Raw genomic sequence first — 21,184 nt, 5'->3', positions numbered from 1 at the left:
CCGTACGTAAACATACCTTAGGTTTGTTTTCTCTGCACATAGGAGTTCGAGCTATTTTTGTGATTGCCAACAAATTACCGGGCAATCACTTCAAATCGGACGGACTTGGGCGTCAGCGGGATGAGTCGGCCTCGCGCGCGCGAATCGCGCCGATCAGAATGTGAAGGGCCCCGGCAAGCGCCGCGTCCGCTTGCCTGCATTGCGCAACGAGTCGCTCCAACTCTTCCTCGTCGATGACCTCACTCACTCCCGCTTTCTCCGCCCTCGCCCGAACCTTCGCGGCCAGGAGGATCGGCGGTTGCGACGTGGCGATTCCGTCCATCGCCGAAGCCCGAGCCTTCTCGGCAGCTTTCAACTCATCCCAGGCGCGCTCTTGCTCGGCAATATCGACCACCCCCGAACTCGTCAGGTGTGGACTTCGGTGGATCAACTTCTCGATCAATGCGGTGGCTACGTCGTCCAGCTCGAACACATTGTGTGATTGTGCGATCCGTGAATGGAAGAGAACCTGCAGCAATAGATCGCCAAGCTCCTCACGAAGGTCGATCTCGTCACCGCTGCGGATGGCGTCGAGCACTTCGTACGTCTCCTCCACAAGGTAGACCGAGAGGCTCTCGTGGGTCTGAGTCGCTTCCCAGCCGCCGCGGCTCCACAGCCTGTCCATGATGGAAGCAGCCTCGACAAGGCGATCACCCTGAACAGGTGCGGCCCGGATGATCCGCACCCCGGCTGCCGCCTGTGCGGATACCGCTGCGTCGTCGCCCATCATCACGATCACTGCGGCACCCGCTGCCGGCTTCGGAAGCGCCTCCCGAACCGACACCGGCACACCGTCGTCGATCCGGATCGGTCCGGACAACAACGAGAGTGCCTCGAGCGGAAAAACGTGCGGGCGCAGCGGGTCGAGCAGAACTATCGTCGAGATCTCGGTCACGACCGGCTCATGCCTCCATCACCACGGCTCTCGCCGCGCGACCGTCGATCGCCAGGATGAAATCGGCAATGTACTGCAGCAATTCCACGTCGCGCAGGCGATCGGAACCCACTCCCCCGGTTCGCGGCAGTGGCAACTGCACCAAGCCTGTCGTAGCCCGGTACTGCGCGCTCGGATAGATCCGCTTGAGCCTGATCTGCTTGGAATCGGGCAGCGACATGGGCGAGATCTTGAGTTGTGTACCGGTCACCGCCACTTCCTCGAGTTGGTACTCGCGGCACAGCAACCGCAGCTTCGCCACCGACACGAGTCGACGCACTTCTTCCGGTATCGGGCCGTACCGGTCAACCAGTTCTTCGACGACGGCAGCGATGCCTTCGGAATCCGTTGCGGCAGCAATCTTTCGATAACCCTCGAGCCGAAGACGATCGCTGGTGACATAGTCCGGCGGAATATGTGCATCGACGGGTAGATCGATGCGAACCTCTTTCGGGCCCTCGTCGGTCGTAATCGGAAGCCCGTCAGCGGCAGCGCGGTAGGCCTCGACCGCCTCGCCGACCAGGCGGACGTACAGGTCGAACCCGACGCCGGCAACGTGTCCGGACTGTTCGGCGCCGAGGACGTTACCGGCGCCGCGGATTTCGAGGTCCTTCATCGCAACGGCCATACCGGCGCCGAGATCGGAATTCTGCGAAATGGTGGCAAGGCGGTCGTATGCCGTTTCGGTCAACGGCTTCTCCGGCGGATACAGGAAGTATGCGTATCCGCGTTCCCGGCTGCGTCCGACACGACCGCGCAGCTGGTGGAGTTGGGAGAGCCCGAGTGAATCGGCGCGCTCGACGATCAACGTATTCGCGTTGGAAATATCGAGGCCTGTCTCGATGATCGTGGTACACACCAGGACGTCGAAATCTCTCTCCCAGAATCCCTGAACCGTTTTCTCGAGAGTGTCCTCGTTCATCTGACCGTGGGCGACCACAACCCGCGCCTCTGGTACCAGTTCACGGATTCGCTTGGCAGCCTTGTCGATCGAGCTGACGCGGTTGTGAACGTAGAACACCTGACCGTCGCGCAGGAGCTCACGCCTGATGGCGGCCGCGACCTGCTTGTCTGCATAGGCCCCGACGTACGTCAGAATCGGATGACGCTCTTCCGGCGGGGTCAGAATGGTAGACATCTCGCGGATGCCGGCCATGCTCATTTCCAGCGTACGAGGTATCGGCGTTGCCGACATGGTCAGAACATCGACGTGGGTCCGCAAGGATTTGATGTGTTCCTTGTGCTCGACGCCGAATCTCTGTTCCTCGTCGACGATCACCAAACCGAGGTCCTTCCACCGAACCCCGGTCTGCAGCAGGCGATGTGTGCCGATGACGATGTCGATCTCGCCCTCGGCCATGGAAGCGATGATTTCCTTGGAGTCCTTGGCGTCGGTGAAGCGCGACAATCCGCGGACCTTCACCGGGAACGACGCCATCCGTTCGGTGAACGTCTGAAGATGCTGCTGCGCCAGCAGAGTTGTCGGAACCAGGACAGCTACCTGCTTGCCGTCCTGTACCGCTTTGAAGGCGGCTCGCACAGCGATCTCGGTCTTGCCGTATCCGACGTCGCCGATCACGACGCGGTCCATCGGGACGGCTTTCTCCATGTCGCCCTTGACTTCACTGATCACGGTCAGCTGATCGACCGTCTCGGTGAACGCAAAGGCGTCCTCGAGTTCCTTCTGCCACGGAGTGTCGGGGCCGAATGCATGGCCGGGGGCTGCCTGCCGCGCGGCATAGAGCTGTACGAGTTCGCCCGCGATTTCGCGAACCGCTTTGCGCGCCTTACGTTTTGTGTTCGCCCAATCGGATCCACCGAGCTTGCTCAGCGCGGGCAATTCACCGCCGACGTAGCGGGAGAGCTGATCGAGCGATTCCATCGGCACGAACAACCGGTCCCCCGGATGGCCTCGCTTGCTCGCAGCGTATTCGATGACCAGGTACTCGCGCCGTGCCCCGCCGATGGTGCGCTCCACCATCTCGACAAATCGGCCGATACCGTGCTGGTCGTGAACAACCATGTCGCCCGCGGCAAGTGCAAGCGGATCCACCTGGTTGCGACGCTTGGCCGGCAACCGCTTACCGTCGCCGACGGCTGCAACTCGATTGCCGGTGAGGTCGGACTCTGTGACGACAACCATTCCGGGAACGTCGCCGTCCCCGTGCAGAACCAGACCGTCGTGCAACGATCCACGCAATACCGAGACCTGACCGCGTGCCGGGACCGCTCCTGGCTCAGCCATCGTGGCCGGAACCTCGGCCTCACCGAGTCGTTCGAGGACGCGTTTTGCCGTGCCTGCACCGGCAACAACCACGGCCGCGCGCCCACCCGTGGTCACGTGCGCACGGAGACTGACGAATAGCTCGGCAAGAAGATCGTCCGACCCACGCACCTGCGGCGCGGGCTGAATCGGGAGTTCGAGTTCCTCACCACTCCCCGATGCCAGCGGGCTGACGGTCCACCACGGACGCCCACCCGCTTCTGCGGATTCTCGCACCTGACGCAGCGACCGGTAGGCGGAAGCGCCTAGCCCTGAATCGCCACCGGCGAGGATGGAGGTGTCGAGTGGTGCCGCGCCGCCGATGGACGCCGCAGTCCACGACGCTTCCAGGAACTCCTGCCCGGTGCGAACCAAATCCGTTGCACGGGTGCGCACTTTCTCCGGGTCACAGAGCAGGATGTGGGTTCCGGCGGGAAGAACATCGGAAAGCAATTGCAATTCACCAGGTTTCAGCACCGGAAGCAGCGCCTCCATGCCTTCGACCGGAATACCTGCCGAGATTTTGTCCAGCATTTCCACCAGGGAGGCGTCGGCCTGGTTCTCTGCGGCAATCGCCGCAGCCCGATCCCGAACATCTTGGGTCAATAACAATTCACGACACGGCGGCGCGATCACGAGGTCGACGTCGATATCCGGTAGCGAACGCTGATCGGCAACGGAGAAGTAGCGCAGTTCCGAAACTTCGTCGCCCCAGAACTCGATGCGAACAGGGTGATCCGCGGTGGGTGAGAAAAGGTCGAGAATGCCGCCCCGCACTGCGAACTCGCCGCGCTTGCCGACCATGTCGACGCGCGTGTACGCCATTTCCACCAGCCGGACCAGAACCGACTCGAAGTCGATCTCGGTGCCGACGCGCAGTGTGATCGGCTCGATCTCACCCAGCCCGGGGGCCATCGGCTGAACCAGAGAGCGCACGGTCGTGACTACAACCCGCAGCGGTGCACCGTACGAGGAATCGTCCGGACGAGCGAGGCGCCGAAGAACCTCGATACGCCGCCCGACGGTGTCCGCGCTGGGAGAGAGCCGCTCGTGAGGCAACGTTTCCCACGACGGGAACTGTGCAACCGATCCGCCGATCATCTCGGTGAGTTCGGCCGTCAGATCGTCGGCTTCACGCCCTGTTGCGGTCACCAGCAGCACTGGCGTTCGCGATGCAAGCGCGGCCGCGATGAAGGGCCTCGCCGGTTTCGGCGCAACGATGTCGAGGGTGGCTCTACCGATCGCCTCGGTCACCGAGGCGAAGGCCGCGTCTGCGAGCGCGGCCTCGGCAAGGCCGGCAAGCGAAGTCTGGGCAGCGGGCAAGGCAGTCAACGAATGCGCTCCTCGGCGGTGACGGCGAGCTGCGGACGAACAACCCGAGCGTCACCCACCAGCGGTGGCGTGACGCCGAGTCGATTCTATCCGCGAGCGCGCCCTACCTCCGCGGAACCCGCTTGGTCGCCGCTTGCCGAGGTGGATCGGCAACCAACGGCGGGCTGACCGGGGCGCTGGAATGGGAATTGAGTGCTCGAACGCGACCGATCACCATCTTCGCCTGACCGGTGCGACGCAACCTCACCGTCCGCGCACCGCCTGGTGCGAGATGAAACCAGGAATCTTCCGGCTCGAACCCCTGCAGGTCCAGCGACACGTATTGCGCCGTACCTTCCGAGGTGACGTCGACAACCCAGTCGTCGCCGATACTTCGGGCGATGGCGGCAAGGCCGACAGTGCGTTCGAGGGGTCTGGCCGGGCTTCCCAACAGATGCACAACCTCGTCGATAACCACGCCTTCCTCGTTCTCGAGAGTGATGGTGACTGCGTCGTAGTTGCGCGGCCCGAACTTGAAGACGTGAGTGAGATCGGTGAATCGCCCCACCACCTCGTCGACCGTCAGAATCCGTTTTCCGTGGGCGTCGACCTTGACGGGTGCGACCACATCCACCGGGACCACACCGGACCTGTTGTGCGCTCGGATGCGAATCTCGGCAACCAACGGGTCACCGGTCTCGTTGATCACGTCGAGGCGGAGTCCGTCAAGACCGTCGTCGGTGACAATGAGGGCCACGGGTTTCGAGTACCGACGTAGCACGTACCACGGAGCCTTCGGTGTGCCCTGCCAGTCGAGGACTCCCCACCCCGGCCCAGGTTCGAGATCCATCAAAGCCAAGGTCAGCGCACCGTCACAACCGGAATCTGCTCGACGCCAGTAACCGAGGGCTGCGCCGAAGGCCTCGCAGATCGCCGCGCGCCCCAAGTCGAGATAGCGTTCCGGATCGGACCAGCGAACCTCACTCGGATCCTCGCCGAACAACGTTGTGACGTAATGATCGCGAACGTCCTCGAAGTCCCAGGACGCCCCGTTGTCCCGTGGCACAGCAGCCTTCCACGACGGATGGTGGCCGGCTACGGACACAGAGCCGAACTCGTTCTCGATGGCAGCGTTCGACGGCGGAATGGAGAATGCCAGGCACTCGGTTGCGAATCGCACCCGCGCGCTCAACACGTCGTCGAGTGGACGCCGGTACCCACCTATTCCGAAGTAGTGGGCGATACCGGTGCCTACGTGAGTAGCCAATGTTTCACGGTCGGGCGGCGCTGCGGGGGACGAGGTGACGTACTCGAGATCCGGTGCGAGTTCCTCGAGCATCGCCGGCAAGCGGGAATGAATGATCGAGATGTGCTGATCGACCAGACCGAGCATGGTCGGTTGCTGTTCGGTTTCACTTCCTCCGCAGAAAACTGCGAGCGCCGGGTTGCCACCGACCTGTTGCAGGAACGCACGTACCTCGGTGGCAAAGAGTGCAAAGAACTCGTCGGTGTCGGGCGGATCGAGGGTCGCGAGCATCGCGTCCTGCCAGACGAGAATGCCCAACCGGGCGCATTCGTTCCAGAAGTGGTCACTCTCGTAGACCATGGTCCCGGGAATACGCAGCATGTTCACGCCGGACGCTGCACAACGCTCGAGCACCGACGTAGTTTGCGCCTCGCCGCGGAAGGAGACGGGATCGGTGGGCACCCACACCGATCCCCGGCAATACAGGTCGACCCCATTGACCGATACCCGAAATCCACCGCCGGTTCGATCTACCTCGAGACTACGAAAACCGATGTGCCCCAAGTGGAGCACATCTCTACCCACGTCGACCGACACAGAGTATCGATGCGGCCGACCGTGTGTGTGCGGCCACCAGAGTTCCACGTCGGGAACTTCGACGACGCCGGATACGACGGCGAGTCCACCGTCTCGCGATGTCACTGTGAGGGAACCACGAACATTTCCGACGGTCACCGGCACTGCCGTGACATTGCGGGGCACACCCGTAAGACGCGCCGAGATCTCGACGGTCCCGGACATTCCGTCAGCAGTGACGTCGAGAGTCCGAGACACGACACTTGCCTTGCCGACATCCAACATTCGAATACCCCGCCACGGCCCCACCGGGACCGGCACGCCGGAGAATACGGGTGCACTTCCCAGCAGTGTCGTACGTATCCATCGCAGACCCTGCTCACGCACCAACGACGAACGCCATCGTCCACGGGGCCGACGCGACCTCAGAACGGTTGCCAGAGAATGAAAGTGGATCGCGAGTGTGAATTCACCACTCTTGGCCGCCTCCCGGGTTACGACTACCTCGCCGGGAACGAACATGGACTCCGAAGACAAGACCACGGTGTCGTCGACCCAGACGTCCGCGCCCGCCGTCAACCCCTGGAGGCGGAGCAGCCACGACCCCTCACCGGCCGCGGCAACCCTCGTGACGAACCACCAGTCACTGGCGTCGGCTGCCACCCCACGAGCCGCAGCGGAGCCTTCGGATTCGCGGACCGCTCCGGCCACCGTGCCCGGCACCGTAACCGGTAGCCATCCAGTCTTGCCCGACAGCTGCGCGGGATTCGCGATTTCGCCGGGTTGCGTTGCAATACAACGCCACTGCGCTTCTTCGAGAAGATCTGTAGCGTATTTCCGCGGCATCACACCAACCTGAGATGTCGCTGGGAGTCAACTCCGACAATCGAGGTGATGATGTCCATGGACTGTGTCCAGGACACCGCCATCTCGTCGAGTTGATCACGGGGATCCACGACGCGCCCCCTCGCCGCACGTGCCATCTGGAATTGCACACTCTTGGCGCCCGCAGCGACACTGCGGAACCCCGCTGCCGCCTGCGCTGTACCGGAAAACCCTGACGCATCGAGAAATTCGCTGACATCGCCGGCAAGTTCAGCGCTGGCGCCGCACTGCCTCAGTAACCCGAACGACCACAGATGGAATGCCTCGATGCCGGCTGTGCGGATCCACTCGGAATCCTCGACGACCCTGCGTCCCAGCTCGCGTACCGGATTTCCCGGAGGCCGAACTGCCACGTTCCGCCGGGCTACTTCTGCGATGTTTCCCGCGTTCATCTCGTGAACGGGCGAAAGTCGGACCTGCTCGACGTAGGGAACGAACGGCGGAATGCTCGAACGATCGAGATCGAACACCCCGGAAAAATCGTCGCCCCGAAGCACATAATATCCACTGTTGTGGAAGTACTCGAGTTCTCCCGCCACTCGATCGATCCGGTTGGGGACAATTGTTGTCTTGGTATGCGTCTCATGGTAACTCGTACCCAATGTGTCCGGCAGCCAGTAACCGTCCACCTCCACCGTGGACAGCATTCCCGCCTCGAGATTGTCCTCGACGTGTATCAGCGGCGCGCGCCAGACGTTCATCTCGGCGACGTCGATCCCGTACAGCGCAAAGATATCCTCGGCCTTGAACTTGAGGAAAGTCCACTGCGCACCGTCGAACCTCGACGAAAACGCACATGCCATCGCGGGCACCGGGTCGAGGCCGAGCGAATGCAGAACCTCGATCCACAGATCCAAGTAGCAATTGGTCTGCGCCCACACCCGGTCCTCGTGATGCACGGCATGTGAGGTGTAGCGGTCGGGGGTGATATCGAGGAGTCTGGCCATCACAACCCCATATGTCCACGGACGCTGCCTGGCCAGGCAGCAATGTCAAGACCGTGTGTTCGCAAGAGAGTCAGAGCGATTCGCTCCATTCCGAAACCGACGCAGGAACTGTGGGCAACCTCCCCGCCGGCGGTCGTGATGTCGAATGTCTTGCCGAAATGATCGAGGTGGTTGTTGGAAGACACGATTGCCGTACCCTCGTCGAGATCGCCGTACAACCGAACTGTCAACTCCGTCTTCAGGTTTTCATCCCGTTGATTGGCCGCCAACATCCGACCAGCCCTTCCGAAGAACGGATCGTTGGCAATGACCGGCGTGGCATCGAGGCCGAGGTCGCCCAAGACCCCCATCCCGCGTTCGATCCACTTTCTGCGGTGAGCGGCAGCGGCGGCGGCGTCGCCGATCGTCACGAACTCGTGCATACGGAACGCCTGCATACGGGCCGGATCGATTGCCGGTTCGTGCCGAAAGCAGAAACCGTAGATATCAAGCAGCACTCCACCTTCGGGCAACTCACCCGTGTACTGAGCGTAGGCGGGGTGGCATGCAGCCGACACCAACATCGTCTCGGTCGGTTCGAGATAGCGATCCCACGAATCGCCGTTCGCACGATCTGCCAGCAACTGTGAGTGATCACGATTGCTTCCGTTGAAGGTATTGATGGCACCGGTCAAGTTGGGGAACGACGCGATGTAATCGGTGCGCTCGAAACTCGTGCGAGGAAACACCGGCGGAAAACGCAGACGCGTTGCGGCGGATCCGGGACCCGCAGCTACGACCACTCGGTCGATTCCGTCGACGATGTCCTCGAACAACCCGGAACGACCGTAAAGACCTAGGACATCTGTCTCGATGAGAATTCCTGCGCTCAGCAATTCACGCTGAAACTCGGCCCTGGCGAGATCGAGTTCGGAAGGGGTGGAATCGGTCTCGGTGTTCACGAATTCGGTAGTCACATTGTTCCTTGGTATCCGATGGCCATTTGAGCAGACCCCGCCATGATGCGATCGTTGTTCACCATCACGGCAGCCCCGTGGGCATCACGGAGATGACGCCCCAGCGAGAACTCACTGTCTTCTCGGTATCCGGAGATACCGCAGATCAACATCGTCTGACCGACAATCTCCACCACAGATCTCGATGTGGCGACCTTCAGGTTGTTCATTGACAGCGAGAAACCGACACTGTCGGTTGTCGCCGCCTCAGCCAATTCGCCGCGAGCGCCGACGGCGCGGTCGTAGCGGCCGGCAGATGCGTCCACCAGGTCCGCGAATTGTTGTGCAGTCGACGCTGTTTCAGCCAAACGCAGCGCTGCCGGCGACGAGACTCCAGGCTGCTTGCGCGCCGCCGCGCGCACGTACTTACGCGCCTTGTCGAGTGCCGCGTCAGCGATGCCGAGCCACACCGAGCTCCACACGACGTGCGACACGGGCAACATGGTGTTGGTGGAAATATCGGCGTACGGAGTATCGATCATCATGTCCGGTGTGGACGTCGCCCGCAGGATGTACCCGAGGCTGCACGTTCCCCGCAACCCGAATGCGTTCCATTCGGCAGTCTTTTCCAGAGTGAGATCCCCGCTGCGACAGACAACAAGAACCTGATCGTTCGGCTGACTCTCCGGCGAACGGCGGGCAGTGACCAGAATCGCGTCTGCATGCTCGCCGTACGAGATTACCGGCGCGTTCTTGATCAGCAGCAGATGGCCACCGAGATCCTCCACAGCACAGTAACTTCGACTGACATCGCCGCCGATCCCCAACTCCGTTGTTGCCGATGCGAGCAGCAACTGCTTTTCGACGGATTCGACCACAAACGCCCGCAGCGCCTCCGTGTTGCCATGCTTGACCAGGGAGTAGATCTGCGTCTGATGCATCGCGAAGATCATTCCGCTGGACGCACAGCGTGATCCGATGATCCGCGCGATCGTGGCAACCTCACGCAAGGACAAGCCGTCGCCACCGAGCTCGGTGGGAACGGCAACAGAGAGCAGACGCTGCTCGCGCATCGCGGCAACCGCCTCGACGGGGAATCGAGAGTCTTCGTCCACCTCGGCCGCCCACACGGCGGCAACTTCGTCTGCGACACGGCGTGCCCGATCGAGGGCGGGCTCGACAATAACGTCGGAATGCGGAATGCTCACGCTTCACCCAGTCCGATCAACGCACTCTCGATCGCCCTGACGCTGGCAAAAGTGCTCTTCCGGAGCAACTCGTCCGGGAACTCGATATCGAACGAATCTTCCAGCGCCAGCATCACATTGACACTCGCGTGGGAGGTCAAACCCAAGGCGTACAGATCGGCGTCGATGTCGATCGTGCCGACATCAACTGCAAGCCGACCATGCTCCATGAGCACTTTGCGAATTGCCTGATCACTCATCGGTGACTTCGTCCTTCTGTTTGGTGCGAACCGCCGCGATGCATGGCAATCACCATGGCGATGGCGACGTCGGCCTCATGCGAAATAGATACTTGAAAATCCTGAAGATCTTGCGCCACAGCAAGTTTTGCTGCTTCGCCGAAGAGCTCTACTCCACATCCCCCCCACAGCTCACGCGTAATCTCGATGGAATTCCATGGAATTGCTGTGTCCGCGGGCCGGAGAACCTTGACCACCGCTTCCTTCGCGGCAAAGCGCGCCGCGAGTCGCTGATCCCTGGCAGCCCCGCTGCAGATCTCCAACTCGCGCGCGGTGAACGTCCGCTCGAGGTATCGACTCCCGAACAGATCGATACTTCGACTGACATCCACGACATTGACGACGTCGCAGCCGATCCGAGGGGTCGCATCGAATGTTGCTGACGAAACAGCCGAAACTGCCGAAGTCCCCGACGGTACAGATTCACCCATCTTCGATACCCCTTTCATCGGTGTACCGGGCGACCCCCTACCCCGCCCGGTACACCGACTTCGTCTCGAACAATCAAGCTTCCCTGACCGATCGACAGTCGCAGCAATTGTTCAGCTATTGAAAGAACATACCGCAACGTCGGGCAAGTCGGCAAGATCAGACCATCGGACATTTAGTTATGAGATAAACATACTCTGAGTTTGTTTCAAAAGCCCAATATAGGCCAAAGGCACTTCAGCTACACGATTAGATCCACTCAAATGGGAGATACATCCCATCAACTGCCCAGGCTATCGACCCGAGCGACATTCGGACCGACGCAACCCGATTAACTCAGTGGTCGCTACTTAGCCGTCGAGCAGCAAACTGGCGGAAGTATTCGACCTTCGATTCCGGAACGACGACCGGAAGAATGATATTCCACGACGTCTTCATCGACTCAGACAAATCGCGCATTGTTCCCGTAGCCGACGCTATCAATCGGACACCCGTCACCATTTGCAACAAGAAACGCGCAATGTCCGAAGAGTCGACGTCGGATTTGAGGTCACCTTCATCGGCGGCTCTGGTGGCGAGATCCCGGAAAATATCGAGCCAGACGTCGAACGTTGCCGGACCCGATCCACGGTAGTCACCGATTTCGACCAGCAAACGGAACGTGGCACGAACAAGTACGTCATGTGCGGCAGTGTCGACCGCCACCGACGAGACACCGATCAGCGATTCCAGCGCCGGCGTTCGGCGATCCAGCCACAATTCCGACTTGGCGTCGAAACGAGCAGACCCTTCGTCGATCACCGCGCGGGCGAGCTCTTCCTTGGAACCGAAGTGGAAGTAAAGCGCCCCTTTGGTCACCTGCGATTCGGCGATGATCTCGCTCAGACTGGCGTTTGCATACCCCAGACGCAGGAAAACGCCCGCTGCACCGCGCAGTACCGAATCACGAGTGGCTTCCGCCCGCTCCTGCCTCACCATCGATCCGGCCTCCAGTCACCACACATCGAACGAATCCTCACCATTACCCGTTCACAGCGTCAAAATGGAAGGCGCTTTGCAACAAAGAACACCCCACGCAAACAAACCACATTTGCCCATCGAACGATCGTGATACAGCCAACACAGCTTAGACTGCGCTCCATACTTCAGCGACAGGCACGCCTGCGTTAACCCTCTAATTGCGGATCGGCCTCGAGATTGGTGAGGCCGTTCCAACACAAATTCACGAGGTGGGCGGCCACGACTTCCTTGGACGGAGTGCGCTCGTCGAGCCACCACGTGGCTGTGGTCGACACCATCCCGACCAGCGCCTGCGCGTACATCGTTGCAAGTCCCGGGTCGAATCCACGCCGCGAGAAGTCTCCGGCCAACAGGTATCCCACCTGACTGATGGCGTCGTTGAGGAGACTGGAATAGGTACCGCTCGGCGCCACGACGGACGAATCACGAACCAGGATCCGGAAGCCGTCTGTGTGTTCCTCGACGTATGTGAGCAACGCCAGCGCTACCCGCTCGACTCGAACTCTCGAGCGGTTCTGCGATAACGACGACGTGATCATCTCCAGCAGTCGCGACATCTCGCGATCCACGACCACGGCATACAAGCCCTCTTTACCGCCGAAGTGCTCGTAGACGACAGGCTTCGAGACATTCGCCCGTTGCGCAATTTCCTCGATCGAGGTTGCTTCGTATCCACGTTCGGCAAAAAGAGCCCTGGCGATCTCGATCAACTGCTGACGACGCTGTGTTCCCGTCATACGCACCCGAGTTGCCCGTTCAGGTGCGCGATCACTGCCCATCGGATTGGGAACCGTCGCCATGATTGCCTCTCTCCCCCATACGCCGGACGGTTGTCACCGCACCGCTCACAGCAAGCCTATCGGCACTGCTCGACCCGAAAACGGAGGAGCGGTTCGACCTAGACCGGGTCGGCATGCGATTATTCTTGCGCGTAATCCGCCGCAAGGTTCGGAGAGCGTGGCAATCCGCCGTGGTGTAATGGCAGCACCTCTGATTTTGGTTCAGATAGTTCAGGTTCGAGTCCTGGCGGCGGAGCCGGTAGTTGATGATCGACAAGAGGGAGCTCAAACAAGTGCAAACCGCCGTGATCGTTCTCGCAGCGGGTGCAGGCACTCGGATGAAGTCCAAGACTCCCAAGGTGCTCCACACTCTTGCCGGCCGCACCATGCTCGCGCACTCCCTCCACGCTGCCGCGTCGTTGAATCCGACGCATTTGGTGACCGTCGTCGGCCACGACCGCGAACGGGTATCCGAAGCTGTGGCATCCGTCGCCACCGACTTGGGTCGCTTGATCACGATCGCCGTTCAGGACGAGCAGAAGGGCACCGGCCACGCGGTCAGTTGTGGTCTCGAAGGACTGCCTGCAGATTTCCGCGGCACGGTACTCGTGACTGCTGCCGACGTCCCCCTCCTGGACGGCACCACCATCGCGGATCTACTCGAGCGCCACACCAGCGCGCCGGCAGCTGCGGTGACGGTCCTGACGTCCACGGCATCCGACCCCACCGGTTACGGCCGGATCCTGCGCACCACAGACGGTGAAGTCAACGCGATCGTCGAGGAGAAAGAAGCGACGGAGTCGCAGCGTTCGATCACCGAGGTCAATTCCGGTGTCTACGCATTCGACGTCGAGACGCTTCGTGATGCGTTGTCGTCCCTCGACTCCAACAATGCTCAGCACGAGTTCTATCTCACCGATGTGATCATGATCGCCCGTCGCGCCGGAAAGCGTGTACGTGCTCAGCACATCGCGGACTCGGTTCTGGTCGCCGGTGCAAACGATCGCGTGCAGCTGTCGACGTTGGCACGTGAGAAGAACCGTCGAATCCTCGAGAAGTGGATGCGCGCCGGCGTCACCGTCGTCGATCCGGCAAGTACCTGGATCGACTGCGACGTCACTCTCGAACAGGATGTGACGCTGCTACCCGGCGTACAGTTGGCCGGCACCACGTCAGTGGGCGAAGACGCTGTGATCGGCCCGGATACCACTCTGACCGATGTCACTGTCGGTGCCAGGGCCGTTGTCATCCGTTCGCATGCAAACGAGTCGACAATCGGCGCCGACGCTACCGTCGGCCCCTTCGCGTACCTACGCCCGGCCACTTCCCTGGGCGCTCACGGCAAACTCGGTGCGTACGTGGAGACCAAGAACGCCGAGATCGGCGAACATTCGAAGGTTCCGCATCTTACCTACGTCGGCGACGCCACCATCGGCCATCACAGCAACATCGGAGCGTCGAGCGTCTTCGTCAATTACGACGGGGTGACCAAGCGCCGTACTGTGGTGGGGTCGCACGTGCGAACCGGCTCGGACACCATGTTCGTCGCTCCGGTTCACGTCGGGGACGGTGCGTACACCGGCGCCGGCACCGTCTTGCGATTCGACGTTCCGGCTGGGGCTCTTGCGGTCTCGGGCGGTAAGCAACGCAACATCGAGGGTTGGGTCGAGAAAAATCGGCCCGGTACTCCTGCAGCCGATGCAGCAACGGCTTCGGAATCAGAGCGCACAGATCAGCAAGTACAAAAGGATGGCATGAACCAGTGACTGCGAATTGGATCGACAACCAGAAGAACTTGATGTTGTTCTCGGGTCGTGCGCATCCCGAGTTGGCTGAGCAGGTTGCGAAGGAACTCGACATCCGAGTCACCCCGCAGACTGCCCGCGATTTCGCGAACGGTGAGATCTTCGTTCGCTTCGAAGAGTCTGTACGTGGTTCGGATGCGTTTGTGCTGCAGAGCCATCCGGCGCCGCTGAACACGTGGGTGATGGAGCAGCTCATCATGATCGACGCGCTCAAGCGTGGATCTGCAAAGCGCATCACCGCGGTGCTGCCGTTCTACCCGTACGCCCGCCAGGACAAGAAGCACCGCGGACGCGAGCCCATTTCCGCTCGCTTGATCGCGGACCTGCTCAAGACCGCAGGCGCCGACCGGATCATCACGGTCGACCTTCACACCGATCAGATTCAGGGCTTCTTCGACGGTCCGGTCGATCACATGCACGCTCAGGGCCAGCTCGCCGAGTACGTGCGCGACAACTACGGCACCGACAACATCTGCGTCGTTTCCCCTGATGCCGGCCGCGTCAAGGTTGCCGAGAAGTGGGCAGATGCCCTCGACGGCGCACCGCTGGCGTTCGTGCACAAGACGCGTGATCCGCTGGTCCCGAACCAGGTCAAGTCCAACCGCGTCGTCGGTGATGTCAACGGCCTCACCTGCGTGTTGATCGACGACATGATCGACACCGGCGGCACCATCGCCGGCGCCGTCAAGGTACTCAAGGACGCCGGTGCTGTCGACGTCATCATCGCCACCACCCACGGCATCTTCTCGGATCCGGCCGCCGAGCGCCTGGCTGCCTGCGGCGCCAAGGAGGTCATCACGACCAACACGCTGCCGATCCCCGAGTCGAAGCAGTTCCCGACGCTGACGATTCTGTCGATTGCACCTCTGCTCGCACGGACCATCAAGGAAGTTTTCGAGAACGGTTCTGTGACTTCACTGTTCAACGGCAGCGCATAGTCTTTCGCGTTACCGCGGGGCGGGCGCGTATCTGTGACCATACGGTCACGGGTACGCGCCCTTCGTGTTTCACGGTGACGCTCATCCGTGGAACCAGACCGAGAGGTCTTCACGAAACCATTTGTGCGACACACAAATACCCGAGAATCGGACAATCGGCATGATCTTGGTCACGCCTCCGGAGAGAATCCCAGGTCGACGCCGAGCTGGTGTTCACCTGCCCGCAATCTTCGCCTAATGTGGCTCGTCGTGATCGACGCGCAAACCCTGGAATCTCGTTCGGCATCCCGGCCCGAATCTCATTCACTGAATTCTTCAGTTCCCACGGTCCGGCGGTGGCGCCCAGGATCCTGTGTCTGGTGTGGTGACGACAACTCCGTAGAAATGTTCCGCAACGAACCTCGCTGCGCACGGTGCCGCGAAAACGAAGGCATCATCGACGACGCCAAGCGATTCCTCGGCATGTACGGCCTGCGTCCGCTCGGCGGAACGCTGCAGTCCGACGATGACGAAGAGCGCGAATACCGTGTCACGGCACGCGAAGCCCGCCGCGTCCTCAACGAAATCCGCATGGACGTTCTCCCCGACGCTGCCGCTGTCCGCAAGGCCATCCGCCCGCGCGCGGCTACCGTTGTTGCCGACACGTCGCCGGCACGCGCTTCCCGCCCCTCCAGCACGGGCACTGCGACTCGCGTTGCCGCTCCGGTGAAGACGGACACCGTCGACATCAACACGCTGCAGACGCGCGTTCTGGGGCTTCTCGATCAGCTCGGTTCCATCGACGAGCAGATCAAGGTCGCCGAACTTGCCCAGGGTCTGCCTGCCCGCGCTCGCCTGAGCGATCTCAACAAGCAGAAGGCAACCGTGCTCCGCACCCTCGCCGCTCTCGAGAAGGCGCGCATCGCCGCCTCCAACTAATTCCACCGCGTCCGTCCTTTCGACCCCGTCTCCTTCCGAGACGGGGTCGTTCTGTATGCGGTGCAGGGAGGTAGCCGCGGTGGGAGGTAGCTTTACGAATCGTGAATGACATCACCATCACCTTTGTCGTGCTTGCCGTGGTTGTGGCTCTGTTTGTCATAGGTAGAATTCCGGTCGGCATCATCGCGATCGGAACGGCACTGGCGCTGGCCGCAACCGGGGTGATCTCGGTGGAACAGGCGCTGGCCGGATTCGGTGATCCCACAGTCATATTCATCGCCGCACTCTTTGTCGTCAGCGAAGCGCTCGACGCCACAGGGGTCACGACGTGGGCGGGCGAGAAGCTTCTGACGAAGGTAGGCGATTCACGCGTTCGGTTGGTGAGCGCAATCATGTTGCTGGTCGCCGCACTGACGGCATTGATCAGTGTGAACGGTGCGGTAGCCGCGTTGATCCCGATGGTGGTCGTCCTCGCGGTCCGACTCGGCCGGTCCACATCGCAACTGCTGCTCCCGCTCGCCTTTGCCGCACATGCCGGTTCGATGCTCACGCTCACCGGCACACCGGTCAACATCATCGTCTCCGATGCCGCCGCCGACGCCGGTGTCGGCGCATTCGGCTTCTTCGACTTCACCTTGATCGGTGCGCCGCTGGTTCTCGGAACCATTGCGATCGCAGTGTTACTCGGTCCTCGCGTGTTGCCCCACCGTGCCGGAACGTCGATGTCACCGGACCTGAGCCGGCACGCCAAGACGCTCGCGCAGCAATACGCCGTCGCGGGCGGTTGCGATCAATCCGACGCACCACTGATCACCAAGGACGACGGCGTTGTCGAAGTGATCGTTCCTCCACGCTCGGAAATCATCGGCGACAAGGTTTTCCCCGGCATGGTGACCGACAGTGGCGATCTGGTGGTTCTGGCGGCCGCGCGGGCCGGCGAGCCCTGTGGGCCTGGCGGTATCAGGCTCGCCGCCGGCGACACACTGTTGCTACAGGGCAGTTGGGACGACCTGGACACTCACACGTCGGTGGACCCGAACGTCCTTGTTGTCGATCCGCCTGCCTTGATCCGTAAGCAGGCCGCGCCGCTCGGCACCCGCGCGATCATGTCCCTGGTTGTCGTCGCCGCCATGGTGATCATGCTGACGTTCGGGTTGGTCCCGTCCGCTATCGCAGGTCTTGTTGCCGCCTGCGCGATGGTCCTGCTGCGTGTGATCAGTGTCGAAGAGGCGCACCGCTCGATCTCGTGGACCACCCTCATTCTGGTCGGTGGAATGATTCCGCTCTCCACGGCAATTCAACAGACCGGCGCTGCCGAGAAACTCGCCCACGGTTTTGTCGACGTCATCGGCGGCGCCAGCCCGTACGTTGTTGTTGCCGGACTGTTCCTCGTCACCGCAACGCTCGGCCAGCTCATCAGCAACACCGCGACGGCATTGATCATCACGCCGATCGCACTTTCCGTCGCCTCCGAGTTGAACATCTCGGTGGTGCCGCTCCTGATGACCGTGACCGTCGCGGCCGCCGCGTCGTTCCTGACTCCAGTCGCAACCCCCGCCAACATGATGGTGATGGGCCCTGGCGGCTACAAGTTCGGCGACTACTGGAAGCTCGGACTCCCGATGCTCCTGTGGTTCCTCGTAGTTGCGACAGTTCTGATTCCGCTGATCTGGAGCTTCTGACACCCGGCTACGGCTGGTATCCGGCTACTGCGACGGCGTCACGAGGAGCACCTTGTCGTTGTCTCCGTTGTCCGTCGTGACGAGGAGAGATCCGTCTCCTGTTGGCGTTATCGAACGCAGTCGGCCGTACTTGTTTTCCAACCCGTATGCCTGTGCGTCGACGCTCCGGCCGTCGTCGCTCAGTCGCAGAAAGATCAGTTTCTTGCTCTTGAGTCCGCCGATGACAACGCTGCCGTCCCACGGTCCCCATTGCGGGCCATCGGCAAATGCCGCGCTCGCGGTTGCCAGGGTCGAGTTACCCGAACTCCACACCGCTTCGATCGCGCCTGGCACACGGGACGGATCGGTCATCGGCACCGACTCGTCGTATGTTCCCGGCAACCGATCCGGTCGATAGCCGTAATTTCCGCCGGGGGTCAGCAGATTCAGCTCGTCGTCGACGCTGGTGCCCTGCTCCACTGAATAGAACCTGCCGGTTCCGGGTTGAACGGCCAATCCCTGAACGTTCCGGTGGCCGAGGGTGTACACCGGGCTCGACGGGTTGGGGTTGCCCGCCGCCGGCGTGCCGTCTGCGTTGACGTGCAAGACCTTGCCGCCCAGCGAGTTCGGGTCCTGCGGAACACTGGGATTCGCGCTGTCACCCGTGCCGACAAACAACGTTCCGTCCTCGGCGGCAAGAATCCGGCACCCACCATGTCGCCCCGACGAGACCGGGAGACCCTGCAACACCGTTCCGGTTCGCGTGAGTTCGGTCCAGCCGGCGTCGACTGTCCACGAGATCACCCGAACGTCCGTAACTCCCCCAGCACCGAATCCCTGGCAGGTGTACAGGGTGCGGGACTGAGCAAAGTCGCGGGCAAGCGCGATTCCCATCAGTCCGGTCTCGGACCGAGCGTAGAGATCCGAAAGGTCTGCAGTGACAGGGCCGGTCGTGTTGTCGCTGCGGCGAACGACAAAACCCCCGGACCGCTGCCCGGTGAGAATCGCGCCGTCAGGCGCCTGCACAACGTCCCAGGGATGGTCGAGTCCGTCGAGGACCGTGGTCACCTCGAGTTCCGGCAACGTGTCTTCAGTGGGGACTTCCGAGCTGCTGCCAACAGATTCGAGATTCTCGGGCGACGGAACCGGCTGCGCGGAGCATTGCGTCAGCGGGATCGTGAGCATCACGATTGTCGCCGCAGTCAGGACAGCGCGCCCGTATCTGAGTGCGCACAAATTTGCCCTGGACGCGGATAGCCGTATTTCACGTCGATTGGTGAGCACTCAGGCTCGCTCCGCGCACAGCAGCGCGAACCGCTGATCGGCGTCGGTCCACACTTTCTGTAGCCGAAAGCCCGCGTCCTCCAACTCGGCAGTGATCCCGTCGACGGTGAACTTCGCGGAGATTTCCGTGCGCAATTGCTCGCCCGCGGCGAAGGTGATCTCCAGATCCAGGTCTTCGATCCGCACCGAAAGATCGCGGAGAGCTTCCAACCTCATCTCGATCCACTGGTTCTCGGCATCCCAGAGTGCGACATGCCGGAACGCTTCCAGAGGGAAGTTCGCGCCGAGTTGCTTGTTCAAGACGCTGAGCACGTTGAGGTTGAACTCCGCTGTTACTCCCACACTGTCGTCGTAGGCGGGAACCAGCACAGCCGGATCGGTTACCAACCCCACTCCGAGGATCAAGCTCTCACCGTGGCCGAGAACCTCCGCGACACCGGCAAGAAACTCTGCGCGCTCGCCCGGAATCAGATTTCCCAGCGTGCCGCCCAAAAACGCGACCGCCCGCCTGCCCCCGCTGGGAAGATGATGCAGCGAACCGGTGAAGTCGCTGACCACTCCAATGACGTCGATGCCCGGAAACTCCGTGCTGATCGCCTTGGCAGCGCCTTCCAACGCAGTCACCGAAACATCTTGCGGGACATAGGTGTGCAGTGAACCAGCCATCGCTTCCAGCAGTAGGCGCGTCTTCTCCGAGGAACCGGAACCCAACTCGATCAGCATCTTCGGTGCGGTCAACGATGCGATCTCGCCGGCGCACTCGGCCAGCAAAGCGCGTTCCGTGCGGGTGGGGTAATACTCCGGCAGCTCGGTGATCTGCTCGAAGAGTTCACTGCCGCGGGCGTCGTAGAACCACACCGGCGCAAGCCACTTCGACTGCGCGGTCAGGCCGGAGCGAGCGTCGGACCGCAATTGCTCGACAAGGTCGTCCGGAGTCAGAAAGATCTCGAGAATCGGGGTGCTCATCGTTCTCCCATCGGGATCGGGGTGATGATCAAATGCCCGGGGCGGGCGCAGACGAGGTGCCTGTCGGGAATTTGTTCCCACCCCGGTGAATCGTCGAAGGGTTCGGACGCGATCAGTGCCTGCAACTCGTCGACGAGAACGTACAACGTATGGCCCCAGGTGCTTGCCCACAGTTCGTTCCCGTCGCCGAGCAGGAAGTTCAGACGCGAACCTGGCGCCACCGCTTCGACGTCGTGAAGGACGGTGGTCAACGCGGCTTCCACCGACGTACCCGTCAGCGACGCCCCGTCCTGCAGGCGATGACGCAACAGCGTCCACAGTAGCGCCGCGTCGGTCGGCGCCGGCATGGTCAACAGCTCGACAGTCGGGATCTCCTGTGCGAGAGTGGCAATCGAATTCGGCCATCCCGTGACGGCTCCGTTGTGACTGAAGGCGTAAGTACCGTCGGCAAACGGCGCACACGCGCCGATCTCCACTGCCATTCCCTCCGTCGCGGAGCGAACCGCGGCGAGGACCGATCCACTGTGAATATGTGAAAGCGTTTCCTCGACAGTGGTATCCGACCAGATGGGGACACTACTTCGATATCGGCCCAACGCCCCGTCATTCCACCAACTGACACCGAAGCCGTCGGCGTTGATGGTTCCGCCCCGGCGCATCTCACGCGGTGCCCACGACTGCTTCACCAGCGAATGGGTTCCGCCCTGTAGTAGATCTCGGACGGAGCGCGGCGGTCCGAGATAGCCGAGATGTCGGCACATG

At 61.7% G+C, this 21,184-nt stretch carries 17 protein-coding genes and 1 tRNA gene; 5 read left to right on the top strand and 13 right to left on the bottom strand.

Annotated features, from left to right (window positions below):
- Positions 1 to 112: 112 nt before the first annotated feature.
- From V2B23_RS11665 to V2B23_RS11620, 10 genes are all read right to left on the bottom strand, one after another.
- Complete coding sequence (locus V2B23_RS11665) at positions 113 to 934, bottom strand: MazG family protein (RefSeq protein ID WP_430950484.1); 822 nt, start codon at positions 932 to 934, stop codon at positions 113 to 115.
- 7 nt (positions 935 to 941) lie between these two features.
- Positions 942 to 4,568, bottom strand: a complete 3,627-nt coding sequence (gene mfd, locus V2B23_RS11660; RefSeq protein ID WP_430950483.1) for a transcription-repair coupling factor — start codon at positions 4,566 to 4,568, stop codon at positions 942 to 944.
- 103 nt (positions 4,569 to 4,671) lie between these two features.
- Positions 4,672 to 7,215: a glycosyl hydrolase 2 galactose-binding domain-containing protein gene (locus V2B23_RS11655; protein ID WP_430950482.1), complete on the bottom strand. Its 2,544-nt coding sequence runs from the start codon at positions 7,213 to 7,215 to the stop codon at positions 4,672 to 4,674.
- Positions 7,215 to 8,201 carry a DUF1839 family protein gene (locus V2B23_RS11650; protein ID WP_430950481.1) on the bottom strand — a complete coding sequence of 329 codons (987 nt, stop codon included), beginning with the start codon at positions 8,199 to 8,201 and terminating at the stop codon, positions 7,215 to 7,217. The genes V2B23_RS11655 and V2B23_RS11650 overlap by 1 nt, the downstream gene beginning before the upstream one ends.
- On the bottom strand, positions 8,201 to 9,157 hold the full coding sequence (locus V2B23_RS11645) for an amino acid--[acyl-carrier-protein] ligase (RefSeq protein ID WP_430950480.1): 957 nt from the start codon (positions 9,155 to 9,157) through the stop codon (positions 8,201 to 8,203). The genes V2B23_RS11650 and V2B23_RS11645 overlap by 1 nt, the downstream gene beginning before the upstream one ends.
- Positions 9,154 to 10,344 (bottom strand): acyl-CoA dehydrogenase family protein, encoded by a 1,191-nt coding sequence (locus V2B23_RS11640; RefSeq protein ID WP_430950479.1) that lies wholly within the window; start codon positions 10,342 to 10,344, stop codon positions 9,154 to 9,156. The genes V2B23_RS11645 and V2B23_RS11640 overlap by 4 nt, the downstream gene beginning before the upstream one ends.
- Positions 10,341 to 10,583, bottom strand: coding sequence for an acyl carrier protein (locus V2B23_RS11635; protein WP_033234563.1), 243 nt, complete (start codon positions 10,581 to 10,583; stop codon positions 10,341 to 10,343). The genes V2B23_RS11640 and V2B23_RS11635 overlap by 4 nt, the downstream gene beginning before the upstream one ends.
- Positions 10,580 to 11,053, bottom strand: a complete 474-nt coding sequence (locus V2B23_RS11630; RefSeq protein ID WP_430950478.1) for a holo-ACP synthase — start codon at positions 11,051 to 11,053, stop codon at positions 10,580 to 10,582. Before V2B23_RS11630 ends, V2B23_RS11635 begins: the two co-directional genes overlap by 4 nt.
- Positions 11,054 to 11,387: 334 nt before the next feature.
- Positions 11,388 to 12,029 (bottom strand): ScbR family autoregulator-binding transcription factor, encoded by a 642-nt coding sequence (locus V2B23_RS11625; protein WP_430950477.1) that lies wholly within the window; start codon positions 12,027 to 12,029, stop codon positions 11,388 to 11,390.
- A gap of 188 nt (positions 12,030 to 12,217) precedes the next feature.
- Positions 12,218 to 12,850, bottom strand: coding sequence for a TetR/AcrR family transcriptional regulator (locus tag V2B23_RS11620; protein ID WP_430950699.1), 633 nt, complete (start codon positions 12,848 to 12,850; stop codon positions 12,218 to 12,220).
- Positions 12,851 to 13,035: 185 nt separating this feature from the next.
- On the opposite strand from V2B23_RS11620, the gene V2B23_RS11615 reads away from it, so the two are divergent.
- The 5 genes from V2B23_RS11615 to V2B23_RS11595 all read left to right on the top strand — a co-directional run bounded on the left by V2B23_RS11615 (position 13,036) and on the right by V2B23_RS11595 (position 18,193).
- A tRNA-Gln gene (locus V2B23_RS11615) sits at positions 13,036 to 13,106 on the top strand.
- A 10-nt stretch (positions 13,107 to 13,116) separates the two neighbouring features.
- Entirely contained in the window at positions 13,117 to 14,616 is a 1,500-nt protein-coding gene (glmU, locus tag V2B23_RS11610; RefSeq protein ID WP_430950476.1) for a bifunctional UDP-N-acetylglucosamine diphosphorylase/glucosamine-1-phosphate N-acetyltransferase GlmU, read from the top strand.
- The gene (locus V2B23_RS11605) at positions 14,613 to 15,593 is read left to right on the top strand and encodes a ribose-phosphate diphosphokinase (protein ID WP_033234295.1); all 981 of its coding nucleotides are present in this window, start codon (positions 14,613 to 14,615) and stop codon (positions 15,591 to 15,593) included. Before glmU ends, V2B23_RS11605 begins: the two co-directional genes overlap by 4 nt.
- A gap of 249 nt (positions 15,594 to 15,842) precedes the next feature.
- The gene (locus V2B23_RS11600) at positions 15,843 to 16,511 is read left to right on the top strand and encodes a hypothetical protein (protein WP_430950475.1); all 669 of its coding nucleotides are present in this window, start codon (positions 15,843 to 15,845) and stop codon (positions 16,509 to 16,511) included.
- 101 nt (positions 16,512 to 16,612) lie between these two features.
- Positions 16,613 to 18,193 (top strand): SLC13 family permease, encoded by a 1,581-nt coding sequence (locus V2B23_RS11595; RefSeq protein ID WP_430950474.1) that lies wholly within the window; start codon positions 16,613 to 16,615, stop codon positions 18,191 to 18,193.
- Positions 18,194 to 18,217: 24 nt separating this feature from the next.
- Here the strand turns inward: V2B23_RS11595 and V2B23_RS11590 are convergent, their stop codons facing one another.
- The 3 genes from V2B23_RS11590 to egtC form a co-directional block, all read right to left on the bottom strand.
- Positions 18,218 to 19,357 (bottom strand): PQQ-dependent sugar dehydrogenase, encoded by a 1,140-nt coding sequence (locus tag V2B23_RS11590; protein WP_430950698.1) that lies wholly within the window; start codon positions 19,355 to 19,357, stop codon positions 18,218 to 18,220.
- Positions 19,358 to 19,456: 99 nt separating this feature from the next.
- The gene (gene egtD, locus V2B23_RS11585; protein WP_430950473.1) at positions 19,457 to 20,422 is read right to left on the bottom strand and encodes an L-histidine N(alpha)-methyltransferase; all 966 of its coding nucleotides are present in this window, start codon (positions 20,420 to 20,422) and stop codon (positions 19,457 to 19,459) included.
- Positions 20,419 to 21,183 (bottom strand): ergothioneine biosynthesis protein EgtC, encoded by a 765-nt coding sequence (gene egtC, locus V2B23_RS11580; protein WP_430950472.1) that lies wholly within the window; start codon positions 21,181 to 21,183, stop codon positions 20,419 to 20,421. The genes egtD and egtC overlap by 4 nt, the downstream gene beginning before the upstream one ends.
- Position 21,184 lies beyond the last annotated feature (1 nt).

Origin of the sequence: Rhodococcus sp. 24CO (assembly GCF_050586165.1) — a bacterium.
GTDB lineage: Bacteria > Actinomycetota > Actinomycetes > Mycobacteriales > Mycobacteriaceae > Rhodococcus_F.
Note: the sequence above shows the minus strand (reverse complement) of the source record. Positions and strands in the feature narration are given on the sequence as shown.